Origin of the sequence: Azospirillum argentinense (assembly GCF_000632475.1) — a bacterium.
Taxonomy (GTDB): domain Bacteria; phylum Pseudomonadota; class Alphaproteobacteria; order Azospirillales; family Azospirillaceae; genus Azospirillum; species Azospirillum baldaniorum.
Genome location: NZ_CP007795.1, coordinates 651,840 through 666,330 on the forward strand (window position 1 = coordinate 651,840; position 14,491 = coordinate 666,330).

The 14,491-nt window shown below is 71.3% G+C and carries 13 protein-coding genes; 5 read left to right on the top strand and 8 right to left on the bottom strand.

Annotated elements, in window-relative coordinates; all coding sequences use genetic code 11:
* Positions 1 to 55 precede the first annotated feature (55 nt).
* Positions 56 to 1,594, top strand: coding sequence for an AMP-binding protein (locus ABAZ39_RS25275; RefSeq protein ID WP_040136742.1), 1,539 nt, complete (start codon positions 56 to 58; stop codon positions 1,592 to 1,594).
* Here ABAZ39_RS25275 and ABAZ39_RS36440 read toward each other — a convergent pair.
* Positions 1,569 to 1,934, bottom strand: coding sequence for a hypothetical protein (locus ABAZ39_RS36440; protein WP_162473416.1), 366 nt, complete (start codon positions 1,932 to 1,934; stop codon positions 1,569 to 1,571). The genes ABAZ39_RS25275 and ABAZ39_RS36440 overlap by 26 nt on opposite strands.
* On the opposite strand from ABAZ39_RS36440, the gene ABAZ39_RS25280 reads away from it, so the two are divergent.
* Positions 1,911 to 2,093: a helix-turn-helix domain-containing protein gene (locus tag ABAZ39_RS25280; RefSeq protein ID WP_040136744.1), complete on the top strand. Its 183-nt coding sequence runs from the start codon at positions 1,911 to 1,913 to the stop codon at positions 2,091 to 2,093. The two genes, ABAZ39_RS36440 and ABAZ39_RS25280, sit on opposite strands and share 24 nt — an antisense overlap.
* 8 nt (positions 2,094 to 2,101) lie before the next feature.
* Here the strand turns inward: ABAZ39_RS25280 and ABAZ39_RS25285 are convergent, their stop codons facing one another.
* A complete protein-coding gene (locus tag ABAZ39_RS25285; RefSeq protein WP_051658523.1) occupies positions 2,102 to 3,022 on the bottom strand; it encodes a LysR family transcriptional regulator in 921 nt (306 codons plus the stop codon).
* An 84-nt stretch (positions 3,023 to 3,106) separates the two neighbouring features.
* Here ABAZ39_RS25285 and ABAZ39_RS25290 point away from each other — a divergent pair, with 84 nt between their 5' ends.
* Positions 3,107 to 3,709: a cysteine hydrolase family protein gene (locus ABAZ39_RS25290; RefSeq protein ID WP_040136746.1), complete on the top strand. Its 603-nt coding sequence runs from the start codon at positions 3,107 to 3,109 to the stop codon at positions 3,707 to 3,709.
* A 23-nt stretch (positions 3,710 to 3,732) separates the two neighbouring features.
* Here ABAZ39_RS25290 and ABAZ39_RS25295 read toward each other — a convergent pair whose 3' ends face one another.
* On the bottom strand, positions 3,733 to 4,674 hold the full coding sequence (locus tag ABAZ39_RS25295) for a LysR family transcriptional regulator (protein ID WP_247881745.1): 942 nt from the start codon (positions 4,672 to 4,674) through the stop codon (positions 3,733 to 3,735).
* A 339-nt stretch (positions 4,675 to 5,013) separates the two neighbouring features.
* Between ABAZ39_RS25295 and ABAZ39_RS25300 the strand changes: the two genes are divergently transcribed.
* Together ABAZ39_RS25300 and ABAZ39_RS33775 are read left to right on the top strand one after the other, a co-directional pair.
* The gene (locus tag ABAZ39_RS25300; RefSeq protein WP_051658524.1) at positions 5,014 to 6,510 is read left to right on the top strand and encodes an aminotransferase class I/II-fold pyridoxal phosphate-dependent enzyme; all 1,497 of its coding nucleotides are present in this window, start codon (positions 5,014 to 5,016) and stop codon (positions 6,508 to 6,510) included.
* Between the two features lie 9 nt (positions 6,511 to 6,519).
* A complete protein-coding gene (locus tag ABAZ39_RS33775; protein WP_063922720.1) occupies positions 6,520 to 9,057 on the top strand; it encodes an AMP-binding protein in 2,538 nt (845 codons plus the stop codon).
* A 90-nt stretch (positions 9,058 to 9,147) separates the two neighbouring features.
* Here ABAZ39_RS33775 and ABAZ39_RS25310 read toward each other — a convergent pair whose 3' ends face one another.
* The 5 genes from ABAZ39_RS25310 to ABAZ39_RS25330 are packed head-to-tail and all read right to left on the bottom strand — an operon-like array spanning position 9,148 to position 14,485.
* On the bottom strand, positions 9,148 to 10,095 hold the full coding sequence (locus tag ABAZ39_RS25310) for an ABC transporter ATP-binding protein (protein ID WP_040136748.1): 948 nt from the start codon (positions 10,093 to 10,095) through the stop codon (positions 9,148 to 9,150).
* On the bottom strand, positions 10,092 to 11,102 hold the full coding sequence (locus ABAZ39_RS25315; RefSeq protein WP_040136750.1) for an ABC transporter ATP-binding protein: 1,011 nt from the start codon (positions 11,100 to 11,102) through the stop codon (positions 10,092 to 10,094). Before ABAZ39_RS25315 ends, ABAZ39_RS25310 begins: the two co-directional genes overlap by 4 nt.
* The gene (locus ABAZ39_RS25320) at positions 11,099 to 12,055 is read right to left on the bottom strand and encodes an ABC transporter permease (RefSeq protein ID WP_144243626.1); all 957 of its coding nucleotides are present in this window, start codon (positions 12,053 to 12,055) and stop codon (positions 11,099 to 11,101) included. Before ABAZ39_RS25320 ends, ABAZ39_RS25315 begins: the two co-directional genes overlap by 4 nt.
* Positions 12,052 to 13,035, bottom strand: coding sequence for an ABC transporter permease (locus ABAZ39_RS25325; protein WP_040136754.1), 984 nt, complete (start codon positions 13,033 to 13,035; stop codon positions 12,052 to 12,054). Before ABAZ39_RS25325 ends, ABAZ39_RS25320 begins: the two co-directional genes overlap by 4 nt.
* A 19-nt stretch (positions 13,036 to 13,054) precedes the next feature.
* Entirely contained in the window at positions 13,055 to 14,485 is a 1,431-nt protein-coding gene (locus ABAZ39_RS25330; RefSeq protein WP_040136755.1) for an amidase, read from the bottom strand.
* Positions 14,486 to 14,491: the final 6 nt, after the last annotated feature.

Consider the following 14,491-nt stretch of genomic DNA (forward strand, 5'->3'; position numbering starts at 1 on the left):
ATCGTCCTCCGCCTCGGAATCACATGGCCCGCATCGCGGCGACAGGAACACCGGAATGACGCACAATCTCTACAGCCTGCTTTTGAAACCCGGAGCGACGTCCGATGCGCGGGTGGCCCTGAAAATCGATACCGGGCGAACCGATACCGGGCGAACCTGGACATACGCGGACCTGTGGCGGACCGCCGGACGCATGGCGCACGTCCTTCACGAGGCCGGCGTCGGCCCGGGAAACCGGGTCGCCGTGCAGGTGGCAAAGTCGCCGGAGGCGGTGTGCCTTTATCTCGCCGTCCTGCAACTCGGGGCGGTCTACCTGCCGCTCAACACGGCCTACACGCTGGCCGAACTGCGCTACTTTCTCGACGATGCGGAACCCACGGTGTTCGTCGGACAGACTCCGGTCGTCGGCGATCTGGTGCCGCCGGCCGGGTGCCGAACCTTCACGCTCGATCCGGACGGCGAAGGAACCGTGACGGCGGCGTGCCGCGGACTACCGCCCTGGGAGCGTGTCGCCGAGGTCGGCCCCGACGATGTGGCGGCGATCCTCTACACCTCCGGAACGACGGGGCGCCCCAAGGGCGCCATGATCTCCCACGGCAATCTGGCCTTTGGCACCCGCACGCTGAACGCGCTTTGGGGCATCTCCGACGCCGATGTGCTGTTGCACGCCCTGCCCATCTTCCACGCACACGGCCTGTTCATCGCCTTGAACTCGATGCTGTATGCGGGCGGATCCTGCGTTTTCCTTCCCAAATTCACGGCTGACGCCGTGATCGAGCATTTGCCGCACAGCACCGTGTTCATGGGAGTCCCGACGCTCTACACGCGCCTCCTGGCCGACCCGCGGCTCGCCAGGGAGCGCTGCGGAACCATGCGCCTGTTCACCTGCGGCTCGGCTCCTCTGTCACGGGAAATCTTCGAGGCGTTCGAGGCCCGGACCGGGCATCGGATTCTCGAACGCTACGGCATGACCGAAACCACGATCATCGCCTCCAACCCCCTCGACGGCGAGCGCCTGCCCGGCACGGTCGGCTATCCGCTGCCGGGGCTGGAGGTCCGGGTTGTGGACGCCGCCGGACAGCCGCAGCCTGCGGGCACGGTCGGCGGCCTCGAACTGCGCGGTCCGAGTGTGTTCAAGGGCTATTGGCGGATGCCGGAGAAAACGGCGGCGGAATTCCGGCCGGACGGCTTCTTCATGACGGGGGATCTGGCGCGCGCCGCCCCGGACGGCCGTCTCACGCTGGTCAGCCGCGCGAAGGAACTCATCATTTCCGGCGGCTACAATGTTTATCCGCGCGAGGTCGAGATCGTGCTCAATGGCATCGAGGGGGTGGGCGAGACCGCCGTCTTCGGCGTTCCCCACCCCGATTTCGGCGAGGGCGTGGTGGCCGCCGTCGAGCGCCAACCGGGCGGCGAGCCGCTCGATCCGGCCGCCATTCTCGCACGGGCGGCGCGCGAACTCGCCGGATACAAGCTGCCCAAGGCCGTGATCGTCCAGGATGCCCTGCCCCGGAACGCCATGGGAAAGATTTTAAAGAACGAACTCAGCGCGCTGCACAAGGATGTGTTCAGGAAGCGGGACGCAACCGGTTGAGGTGTCGATGCACGAAGGCAATGGGGCTGGAGGGCGAGACGCCTTGGCAGATGTGCGGAGTCGTCGTGTCCCTGCGGGTGGCCGCCACCGGGTTGGTGTCCGAACGCTTCCCGGTCCGCCGCATCGTGGGCGCCGATTCCGGCTGCATTCCCTGATTGCCCTGATTGCCGGGCAGTTTAAACAAAATAATATCGTTGATTATCTGAAAATCACACTTTTTGTGGAAGAGGAGAGTGGGATCGCCTATCCTTGCGGCAGAGCCTTCCGTTCCCATCGCCAGCCGGGTGTAGCCAGCATGCTCGACATCGGAAGAAAGTTGCAGGATCTGCGTGAAGCGCACGGCCTGTCGCAGCGCGCCCTGGCGCGCCGGGCCGGCATCAGCAACGCCCTGATCTCGTTGATCGAGAAGGAGAAGACCAGCCCGTCCGTCGCGTCGCTGAAGAAGATCCTCGACAGCTTCCCCGTCGAACTGTCCGACTTCTTCGCGCCGCGGAAGTAACCGTCCCTTCAACCGGCCGCCGCGGGTCCGGTGGCGAACTCCGCGGCAAATTCCGCCGTGAACAGCGCAACAAGATGCTCGATCACAGCCCGCACCCGCGGCACGTCGCGCAGGTCCGGGTGCAGCACCAGCCACGCCTCGCGCTCCAGCGGCGGGGCATCGCAGAGCACCGGCAGCAGGTCCGGCTCCTCCGCCGCCAGCCAGAAGGGCAGCAGCGCCACCCCGAATCCCGCCTTCGCCGCCGCGAGTTGGGTCTGAAGGCTGTTGGAGCGGAAGGCGACGCGGCGGCCGGCCATGTGGCGGGCCAGCCAGACCGCCTCCGGCAGCTCGGCCAGCGCCTCGTCGTAGCCGATCACCGTGTCGGGCGCCCCGGCGGCGGCGAACAGGCCATAGCCCATGGTGGCGAGCCGCCGCGCGATCAGGTCGCCGCGCTGCGGCCGGGCAAGCCGGATGGCGATGTCGGCCTCCCGCCGCGCGAGGCTGAGCGAGCGGTTGTCCACCGTCACCTCCAGGTCGATTCCCGGATGGCGGGCGCGAAACGGCCCCAGCCGCGGCATCAGGAAGCGGTCGGCCAAAGCCTGGGTGGTGGTCAGCCGGACGGTGCCGGTCAATCCGGCCCCCCGCCCGCCCTGGCTCGACACCTGGCGCAGGATGGCCAGCGCCCGCTCGTCCATCCCGTCGGCCAGCGCCAAGACCGCCTCGCCGTCGGCGGTGAGGCTGTAACCGTCGGCCCGCCGATCCACCAGACTGCGGCCCAGCCCCTCCTCCAGCGCGGCGACCCGGCGCCCGACCGTCGCGTGGCTGATCCGCAGCGCGCGCGCCGCCGCCGACAGGCTGCCGGTGCGGGCCAGTTCCAGGAAGATCCGCAGATCGTCCCAGTTCAGGGTGCCCGTCTGTTTCGGGGTGCCTGTCTGTTTATGAACAGTCATTGCGCAAACCTATCGAATGTCCGGCCAAAAGCACACAGGGCACACTGCGCCCCGACCGTTCCCTTTTCCGGAGCCGCAACCGCCATGAGCGCCACACCGAAGACCCTGCTCGCCCTCGCCGGAGCCCCCGCCACGCCGAGTCCCCTCGACACCGCGGCGCTGCTGCTGATCGACGCCCAGCGCGAATACACCGAGGGCGCCCTTCCCCTGGTCGGGGTGGAGGCCGCGGTGGCCGAGGCCGCGCGTCTGCTGGAACGGGCGCGCAAGGCCGGCACTCCGGTCTTCCACATCGTCCACCACGGCAAGCCCGGCGGCGCCCTGTTCAACCCGGAAGGCCCGCTGTCCGGCATCGTCGCGCCGTTGATCCCGCTGGACGGCGAGACGGTGGTGGTGAAGCACCTGCCCAACGCCTTCGCCGGGACGGAGCTGGACGCCCTCATCCGCGCCACCGGGCGCAAGGAGCTGATCGTCGCCGGCTTCCAGACCCACATGTGCGTCAGCAGCACGGTCCGCGCCGCCCTCGACCTCGGCTGGCGGACCACGGTGGTGGATGCGGCCAGCGCCACCCGCGACCTCCCCGACGGGGCCGGCGGCGTGATCCCGGCCGAGGCGCTGCACCGCGCCAACCTCGCCGCCCTGGCCGACCGCTTCGCCGTGGTCGTCAAGGACAGCCGCGCCTGGGGATAAGAGCATCGGGCAGCGGGCGCGGGTCATGGCGGGTCCTGCCATACGGCCCGCACCGCCGCCCGCAGCGCCTGGAGCGCCGGCTCCCCCTCCTTGTCCAGCGGCAGGATCAGATGGAGGTGGCTGCGCAGGGCCTCGCCGGGCCACAGCGCCACCTCCCCCGCCGCCGCGGCCGCCAGCGCCTGCTCCTCGCGCAGCAGGGCGAGGCCCAGCCCTTCGGTCACCAGCCCCTTCAGGGCGCTTTCCTGGTCGACCTCGATGATCGTGCCGGGGGCGACGCCGTTCCGGGCGAAGGCCCGCGCGGCGATCAGGTGGAAACTGCAGCGCGGCGGTGTGCCGACCCAGGGCAGAGCGGCCAGATCGCTCCAACCCGCCCCGGCCAGCCGGTCCCGCCAAGCCGCCGGCCCGACGACGCGCAGCCGCACCGGCGCCACCGGCAGATGACGCAGCGCCCGGTCGGGCCGCTCCTCCAGAACGAAGCCGGCGTCCAGGCGCCCGTCCTGCACCTGATCCACCACGTCGGCGGACAGGTGATGCGACACCCGCAAGCGCAGCCGGGGGTGCGTGGACAGCAGCGTGGACAGCAGCGTTCCCAGCCGCAACGCTGCCGGATCGCTGGCGATGCCCAGAGCGAGTGGCCCGGCGGCGTCACCCTGCAGGCCGCGGGCGCGGTTGACCAGCGCCTTGGCGGCGTCGAGCGTGCGCTCCGCCTCCTCCAGCAGGATCAGTCCCTCGCGGGTCAACTGCATGCCCTTGGCCGTGCGTTCGAACAGCACGGTGCCAAGCTCCTCCTCCAGCAGCTTGATATGGCCGCTGACCGCCGGCTGGCTGAGCAGCAGGATCTGCGCGCTTCGGGTCAGGCTGCCCTCGCGCGCCACGGTCGCGAAGGTCTTCAGGTGATGCAGTTCCATGAGCGCTCCGCCGTCCGGCTTGCCCTCTCCCGGCACGGTCGCCGGGACACGCATCATACGACACTGCAAGTACCATTGCACAAAATTCAATCGCATCGTCGTGTTAATAATATTTAACGCTCGCCGCCAACAGTCAATCAATCAAACATACAAAGTATTTGTTCAGTCCATGAACGCTAATTCATTTTTACAATTATTTGAAAATACATTCGTGTGGATCGGCCCACCCATCAATTTCGCCGATATTGGGGCTCGAAATTATTTATTGGACAGGGATCGGGCCTTCGACTGATTTCTCTATTAGATCACTGCGTAAATAAATTCAAACAACATGCAGGATCAGTGTTTCACACGGACGCCTTCCCAACGGAAGCCGCCACCACGAGCGAGTTCCCAATGTCAGACCCTGCCGACCAACGCCCGCCAACTCAGAATTCTTCCGCCGGAAACTCCTCCGGGCCTCCGGCCATTCCGGAAACACCGCTCGCCGACGCCCTGCTGGCGGCGGCCGGAAGCACCCGGGCGTCCTTCCACGCGCTGCCGGTCAGCCGGCGCGGCTCCATCCGGGAGTCGGCCCTCGCCGACGCCTATGACGCGCTGTTCGGGCGCGGCCTGTTCAGCGAGGCGACGATCACCGCCCCGCCGCTGGACAGCTTCTTCTTCCCGCACCGCTCGCTGGCCCGCGCGGAGGAGCTGGCGGCCCGCGCCTTCGGGGCGACGGGCACGCTGTTCGTCACCGCCGGGACGACGACGGCCAACCTGATCGCGCTGGAGGCCCTGATCGCCCGCCCCGACGTCCGGGTGCTGGCCGACAAGGGCACCCACCAGTCGATCCATTTCGCCCTGTCCGACAAGCACGCGACGGTCGACTACATCGAGCCGCGGGTCTTCTGCGAGCATTCGGAACGCGCCGCCCTGTCCCTGCCCGCCCTTCTGGAGCAGGCGGCGGCGGCGGAGCGCGCGGGCACGCCCTACGAACTCCTGGTGCTGAACGGCCAGTCCTACGACGGCGTCGTCTACGACATCCGGGCCATCCTCACCGCGTTGGCGGAGGCCAGCCCGTCGCTGACCACCGTCTTCGTGGACGAAGCCTGGGGCGCCTGGAGCTATTTCCACGAGGCGACGCGCGGGCGCACCGCCCTGCACGCCCGCGCCGCCGACCGGGCGCTGGAACGCTTCACCGTCGTCGCCACCCACTCCGCCCACAAGTCGCTGAGCGCGCTGCGCCAGGGGTCGCTGATCCATTTCAGCGGCGATCCGGAGCTGGCGGAACGGCTGCGGCTCGGCCGCTACCGCCATCACACCACCTCGCCCAGCTACCCGATCCTCGCCTCGCTCGATCTCGCCCGCGCGCAGATGGAGCTGGAGGGGCGGGATCTGGTCGAACGCTCCCTTCGGCTCGCCCGGCGGGTGAGCGAGACGGTGGCCGGCGATCCGGCGCTGAGCGCCTTCTCGGTCAACGCCCCGGCGGTGCCGGACGCCTTCGCCGGCCACGCCGCCATCGACCCGACGAAGCTGTCGCTGAGGGTTTCCGGCCTGCCCATCGAGGCGCCGGAACTGCGCGAGCGGCTGTACAGCCGGCACGGCCTCTACGTGAACCGCTGCACCCGGACCTCGCTGCTGCTGAACCTGCACATCGGCATCGGCGACCAGGAGGTGGCGGCCCTGCTCGACGCCCTGCGCGCGATCCAGCGCGAGCTGTCGCCCGCCGTGGAGCGGCCCGACGAACAGGCCGGGGAACGGCGGTTGTCCACCTCCTTCATCATCCCCTACCCGCCGGGCGTGCCGATCATCGTCCCCGGCGAGGAGATCGGCGGCGACACGCTGCGACGGATCGAAGCGTTCCGATCCGCCGGCGCCCGCATCTACACCATCGAACACCGCCCACGCTGAGAGACGACCATGATTCCCCTGTCCCGAATCGAGGAAATCGCCGCCTCGCGCGCCGATCTGGCGGCCATCGTCGCCGGCCATGAGACCCTGAGCTGGCAGCAGTACGCCGAGGCCGTGCGCGACGCGGCGGAAGGGCTGGCCGGCACTGTCGCGCTGGACGAGCTGCGCACCGTCGCCTTCCTGTCGCACAACCGCGCGGAGCTGGTGGTTGCCGCGTCCGCCGCCGCCACGCTGAAGACGACGCTGTGCGGGCTCGACTACTCCCTGTCGCCGGCCGCCCTGACGGACCTGCTGGAGCGCATCGAGGCCGACCTGCTGATCGTCTCCTCCGGCTTCCTGGCCGACCGCGGCATCAACGTCCGCACGCTGGCGGCTGGCCGCGCGGTGGTCGATCTCGACAGCCGCCTGCCCGGCGCCACACCCTACGCCGCCTTCACCGGGCTGGCCGCCGGGCGGCGCGCGCCGAACGCCCCGGCCCGGCCGTTCCGCGCCATCTCCTTCACCTCCGGCACGTCCGGCACGCCGAAGCCGGTGATCCGCACCGCCTCCTTCGACGCGCGGCGCTTCGCCTACTTCACGGCGCGCTACGGCTTCTCCTCCGCCGACCGTCACCTCGCCACCATCCCGCTCTACCACGCGGCGGGCGGCGGCTGGGCGCGGCTGTTCCTCCAGCTCGGCGCGACGCTGGTGCTGGCCCCGCCCGACGATCCGCTGGAAACCGCCGAGCTGATCCGCCGGGAGTGGATCACCTCCAGCACCATGACCCCGCCGATCCTGTCGGGCGTGCTGCGCGAGGTCGCCCGCGGCCGGGCGCGCGTCACGCCCAACCAGCTCCGCTTCGTCCTGGTCGGCGGCAAGCATTTCCCCGCCCCGGCCAAGCAGGAGGCGCTCCAGGTGCTGGGGCCGGTCGTCTACGAGTATTACGGCACCACCGAGACCGGGGTGAACACCATCGCCGAGCCGGCGGACCTGCTGACCCACCCGGCCAGCGTCGGGCGCGTCTATGACGGCAACCGCATCCTGATCCTCGACCCGGAGCGCAAGCCGGTGCCGGCGGGAATCGTCGGGTCGGTGGCCATCGCCAGCTACATGAACATGGACACCTATCTGGGCGCCCCGGCCAACCGGGTGCAGATCGACGGGGAGCGCTACCTGATCACGTCGGAGGCCGGCTATCTGGACGAGGACGGGCGGCTCTACCTGCTCAACCGCTCGCAGGGGGCGGACAGCGTGAACCTCTACGCGCTGGAGAACGCCATCCGCCACATCCGCGGGGTGGAGGACGTGGCGCTGCTGCGCCGGGCCGGGGCCGGGCCGGTGGCGGTGGACTGCGCGGTGGTGCTGAAGGCGTCCGCCGGGGCCGGAGCCGCCGACGAGGTGCGGGCCCGCGCCGCCGAGATCCTGCGGCGCGAGCGGATCGCCCTGGCGCGTTTCGAACCGCTCGACCAGATTCCCTACAGCCCGTCCGGCAAGGTCCGCGCGGCGGCGCTGGAGGAGGCCATCGGCCGCGCCGGGGAGGAGGCCGCCAAGCCGGCGGCCGGCAAGCCCGCGGCGAAGGCGCGGACCGGCGGCACGGTGGACGGCGTGCTGCTGGGCATCGCGCTGCTGGCGCTGACCGCCATCTCCTGGGGCGGCATGTTCCCGGTGGCCAAGGCGGCGTTGGCGAGCATCGACGGCTTCTACCTGACGCTGCTGCGCTACGGCTTCGCCTCGCTGATCCTGATCGGCATCCTGGTCCGGGTGGAGGGCTGGCGGGCGCTGGCCACGGAGGGCCACGGCGGCAAGCTGTTCTTCTACGGCTCCATGGGCTTCGCCGGCTTCAGCATCCTGGCCTTCGTCGGGCTGGCCCATTCCAAGGCGGAGCATGGCGCGATCATCATGGCGCTGATGCCGCTGATCACGGCGCTGCTGACCTGGGCCATCAAGGGGGTGCGCCCGAACCGGGTGACCTTCCTGTGCATCGCCGCGGCCCTGGCCGGTGTGGCGCTGGTGGTGACGCGGGGCAGCCTGTCGGCGCTGGACGGCGGCGCGCTGCTGCCCGACCTGCTGATCCTGGGCGGGGCGGCGAGCTGGGTCGTCTACACGCTGGGCGCGGCCACGGTGCCGGGTTGGTCGCCGCTGCGCTACACGACGGTCAGCGCGGCGCTGGGCACCGTCACCATCGCCGCCGTGACGGCGCTGGCCACCGCGGCGGGGTTCGTCGCGGTGCCGTCGCTGGAGACGGTGTGGTCGGTGCGGGCGGAGATCGCCTATCTGGTGCTGATCGCGGCGGTTCTGGCGGTGTTCAGCTGGAACATCGGGATCAAGCTGCTGGGGCCGGTGAACGGGGTGCTGTTCATCAACCTCGTGCCGATCACCGCCTTCGCCATCGGGCTGGCCCAGGGCCGCGCGTTCGGGGACGTCGAGCTGGCCGGCGCCGGCCTGACCATCGGCGCGCTGATCGTGAACAACCTGAACAGCCGCGGTCTCTTCCGCTTCCGCCGGGCGGAACGGGCGGTTGGCGGCGGCGCGCTGACGCCGGTTCCGGTCGGTGCCGGGGGGCGGTAAGTCCTTGCCCCCTCCCTAACCCTCCCCCGCTAAGGGCCCGCGGCGAAGCCGTGGGAAGGGTGGGGCAACCACTCCACCCGCTCGAACCGCTCACCCCGCCAGCAGACAGGCCACCCGATGCCCCTCCCCCACCCCGCGCAACGCCGGAACCTCCCGCCGGCAATCGGGCCGCGCCATGGGGCAGCGCGGGTGGAAGGGGCAGCCGGCGGGCCGCTCCGCCAGGGACGGCGCCTCGCCGCGCACCGGCACGGTTCCCTCCGGCAGGGCGCTTCGGGAGTCGGCCAGCAGGGCCTGGGTGTAGGGATGGCGCGGGCGCTCGAACAGGGCGTCCACCGGCCCCTCCTCGACCACGCGGCCGAGATACATCACCACCACCCGGTCGCAGATGTGGCCGACCACCGACAGGTCGTGGCTGATGAACAGGATCGCCAGACCGTCCCGGTCGCGCAGATCGAGGAACAGGTTGAGGATGCCGGCGCGCACCGACACGTCGAGTGCCGTCACCGGCTCGTCGCAGACCAGCAGGTCGGGCCGCACGGCCAGCGCGCGGGCGATGCCGATGCGCTGGCGCTGCCCGCCGCTGAAGCGGTGCGGATGGTGGCGGCGCAGCGCCGGGTCGAGGCCGACGCGCAGAAGCTGCGCCGCCACATGGTCGGCCAGCGCGGCGCGCGGCACCAGCCGATGGTAGCGCACCGCCTCCCCGACGATCTCCTCGACGGTGAAGCGCGGGTTCAGGCTGGCGTGGGGGTTCTGGAAGACCATCTGCACGCGCAGCCGGGCGGCCCGCGCCTCGGCGGTGGACCGTTCGGCGACGTCCTGCCCGTCGATCAGCACGCGGCCGGCGCTGGGCGGCAGGAGCCCGGCGGCGATCCGCGCCACGGTCGATTTCCCGCAGCCCGACTCCCCGACCAGCCCGACGAGTTCCCCGCGCCGCACCGCCAGATCCACCCCGTCCACGGCGCGCAGGACGGCGCCCCGCCGCCCCGGAATGGGGAACAGCCGCGAGACGCCGCGCAGCTCGGCCAAGGGCGCGTTCATCGCGAGCCCTCCGGACCGGGATTCAGGCAGCGCACGCCGCCCCGCCCGTCCGCCCGCCCCTGCCAGGGTGGGTCGGCGGCGCAGGCCGGCACGGCGGCAGCGCAGCGCGGACGGAAGGCGCAGCCCGCCGGGCGTCCGGACAGCGTCGGCGGCAGGCCGGGAATCGGCGTCAGCCGGCTGCCCCGCGGTCCCCGCGGCAGGCTGGCGAGCAGACCGGCGGTGTAGGGGTGCGCCGGGCGGGACAGCAACTCCGCCGCCGGAGCCTGCTCGACGATGCGGCCCGCATACATCACGGCGATCTCGTCGGAAAGCTGTTCGGCCACCGAGAGGTCGTGGGTGATCCACAGCACCGCCGCCCGCCCGCCCCCACCGAACGCTCCGCCGGCAAGGCCGCGGATCTCCCGTAGAATCTGCGCCTGGATGGTGGCGTCGAGCGCGGTGGTCGGCTCGTCGGCGATGATCAGGTCCGGCTCGTGCAGCAGCGCGATGGCGATCGCCACCCGCTGGCGCAGGCCGCCGGACAGCTCGTGCGGGTGGGCGTCCAGCCGCTCCTCCGGTCCCGGCACGCCGACCCTGCCCAGCGCGTCGCGCGCCCGCTGCCGCGCCTCGGCACGGCCGACGCGGGCGTGGGCCAGCACGGTCTCGACGATCTGGGCGCCGATGGTCAGCACGGGATTCAGCGTCATCATCGGGTCCTGGAAGATCATGGCGATGCGGTTGCCGCGCAGGCGGCGCAGCTCCCGCTCCGGCAACCCGGCCAGTTCCCGCCCGGCGAAGCGGATCGAGCCGCCGGCCACCCGCGCCGGCGGCTCGAGCAGCCCCATGATGGAGAAGGCCGTGGCCGACTTGCCCGACCCGGACTCGCCGACCAGCCCCATGATGCGCCCGCGGCCGAGGGAGAAGCTCACCCCGTCCAGCACGTTCAGGGGCACGTTCAGCGCGCCCTGGCGCGCGGGAAGCTCGGTGCGCAGGCCGCGCACCTCCAGCAACGGAAGGGTGGCGGTCATTGGCCGAGCCTTGGATTGAGGGCGTCGCGGAAACGGTCACCGGCCAGATTGATCGCGGCCATCATCAGCAGCAGGGCCACGCCGGGGTAGAGGCTGATCCAGGTCTCCCCGGACAGCACATACTGCCGCCCGTTGGCGATCAGCAGGCCGAGCGACGGCTCCGTCACCGGCACGCCGAGGCCGAGGAAGCTCAGCGTCGCCTCCAGCGCGATGGCGCGGGCGACCTGGGTCGTGGCGATCACCACCAGCGACGGCAGGCAGTTCGGCAGGACGTGGCGCAGCAGAATCCACCAGGAGGGCAGGACGAGTCCGCGCGCCGCCTCCACATACTCCGCCTTCAGCTCCACCAGCGCCGCCGAGCGGGCGGCGCGGGCGTAATAGGCCCACTCCACCAGCACCAGCGCCAGCAGCACGTTGCCGGTGCCACGCCCGAGGAAGGCGATCACCATCAGCGCGATCAGGATGGACGGGCAGGACAGTTGCAGGTCGGCCAGCCGCATCAGCGCCGCGTCGGCGCGCCCGCCCGCCTGGGCTCTGGAATGGGCGGCGGCCAGCCCGACCAGCGTGCCGAGCGCGCCGGCGATCACCGCCGAGCCGATGCCGACCAGCAGGCTCAGCCGCAGCCCGAACAGGATGGCCGACAACATGTCGCGCCCCTGGTCGTCGGTGCCCAGCCAGTAGGTGCCGACCAGCGCTCCCTCCGCTCCCGGCGGCAACCGCCCGTCGAGCAGGTCGAGCTGGGTCAGGTCAAAGGGATTCTGCGGCGCGATCCAGGGCGCCAGAGCGGCGGCGGCCACCAGCAGCAGGACGACGGCGAGGCTGCCCAGCGCCACCCGCGAGGCGGCGAAATCCCGCCACAGGACGCGCATTGGCGACAGGGGCGGCGACGGGGAAGATTCGGGCGCGGCAAGCGCCGGGGCGGGCGGTGGACCATCTTCGGCGAGGCTGCTCATGCTCCGCTCCCCGCCCCGGCGGTGCCGACGCGCGGGTCGAGCAGCCGGTAGAGGATGTCGGCCAGCAGGTTCACCGCGACGAACAGCAGGACCACCGCGACCAGATAGGCGACGATCACCGGCCGGTCGAGCACATGGATGCTCTCCACCATCAGCCGCCCCATGCCGGGCCAGGCGAAGATGCTCTCCGTCACCATGGAGAAGGCGACGGTGGAGCAGAACTCCAGCCCGATCACCGTAACGATGGGAATCAGGATGGTGCGCAGGATGTGCACGCCGACCACCCGCGACGGGGCCAGCCCGCGCGCGCGGGCGAAGCGGACGTAATCGAGATGCACCACCTCCCGCACGCCGGCGCGGGTCAGCCGCAGGATGAGCGCCAGCTTGAACAGGGCGAGGTTGGCGGCGGGCAGGATCAGATGGGCCAGCCCATCGGCGGTCAGGAAGGACCAGCCCACCCCCAGCACCGCCACCGTCTCCCCCCGTCCCGAGCTGGGCAGCCAGCCGAGCCGCACCGAGAAGCCGACCACCAGCATCAGCCCGACCCAGAATCCGGGCAGGCTCAGCCCGACCACGCTGCCCGCCATGATCAGCCGCGCCGCCGCCGCGCGCGGGCGCAGCCCGGCGTAGAGGCCGAGGCCGATCCCCAGCCCGGCGGCCAGGATCAGGGCGGCCAGCGACAGCTCCAGCGTCGCCGGCAGCCGCTCGACGACCAGCGCCAGGGCCGGCTGGTTGTAGATGAAGCTGCGCCCCAGATCGCCTTGGAGCGCGCGCGCCACAAACAGCAGATACTGCCGCCACAGCGGCTGATCCAAGCCGAAGGACGCGGCGATGCGCGCCCGCTCCGCCGCGTCGGCCTCGGGCGGGACCAGGATGTCCACCGGGTTGCCCGCGACATGAAGGCCGACGAAGACGAACACCGTCATCGCCAGCACCACCAGGGCGGCCTGCGCCGACCGCCGCACCAGCCAACCGGCCATCGAGCCCGTCATCGGACGCCTACACCGGAAGCGACGGGTACAGGCCGGCCCAGGGCCGGGCGCGCTCGATCTGCGCGGCGAGCTGGAGCACGCGCCCGTCCTCGCCCAACGGGGCGGCGATCTGCACGCCGACCGGAAGCCCGTCCGCGAGCGCGAAGGGCACGCTGGCCGCCGGGATGCCGGCGCTGTTGTAGACGGAGGTGAAGGCGCTGTAGCGGCGCAGCGTCTCGTAATAGCCGTCCAGATCCGTGCTCTGCATGTCCACCGTGCCGATGGGCAGCGGCGGGGCGGCGAAGGTCGGGGTCAGCAGCGCGTCGTGACGCTGGAAGAAGCGCCCGAACAGGCGCGACAGGCCGTGGATCGTCCAGATGGACCGGGCGAGGTCGGCGCCGCTGTAGCGGGTGGACTCCCCGGCCCACAGGCGGGTGATCGGTTCCAGCTCGTCCGGCTCGACGGACCGCCCCAGCGCCTCTTCGCGGGCGCGCAGGACGTTGGCGATGTTGGAGGCGACGATGATGCGCGTCGCCCGTTTCAGAGCGGCGCCGTCCACGCCGGGGCTGGCCTCCTCCACCCGGTGGCCGAGCGATTCGAGAAGCGCCGCCGCGTCGGTGACCGCCTTGGCGGCGGCGGGATCGACGGCGCGCCCCTCATGGTCCACGGTCTGGAAGGCGATGCGCAGCGGCGCGGGATCGCGCTCCACGAGGTCGAGGTAGCGCCCGTCGAAGCGCGGCGCGGCGTAGGGGTCGCCCGGCTCCGGCCCGTGGGTGGCGTCGAGCAGGGCGGCGCTGTCGCGCACCGACCGGGTGATCGCGTGGTGCACCGACAGGCCGTTCCAGCCCTCCCCCAGGTCGGGGCCGAAGGGGTTGCGCCCGCGCGTCGGCTTCAGCCCGAAGGTGCCGGTGTTGGAGGACGGAATGCGGATGGAGCCGCCGCCATCGGTGGCGTGGGCCGCCGGAACGATGCCCGCCGCCACCGCCGCCGCCGCGCCGCCGGAGGAGCCGCCGACGCTGCGCTCCACATTCCACGGGTTGCGGGTGGGGCCGAACAGGGCCGGCGCCGTCTCGCAGGCCAGCCCGAGTTCCGCCGTGTTGGTGAAGCCGAACAGCAGCAGACCGGCGGCGCGGTAGCGCGCCGTGACGGTGGAATCCTTGACCGCCCGGTGGTCGCGCCACAGGCGGCTGCCGTTGCTGGTGCGCTGCCCGAGCACCTGGATGTTCAGATCCTTCAGCAGGAAGGGCACGCCGGCCAGCGGCTCCTCCCCCGTCAGGCTCCGGGCCTGGGCGAAGGCCTCCTCGGCGAACCGGTCGACCACGGCGTTGATGAGCGGGTTGACCGCCTCCAGCCGGGCCAGGGCGGATTCCAGAAGCTCGACCGGGGACACCGCGCGGCGCCGGACGAGGGCGGCGAGGCCCACCGCGTCGTGGGCCTGATAGTCGGAAAACAGGGACATGGCGGG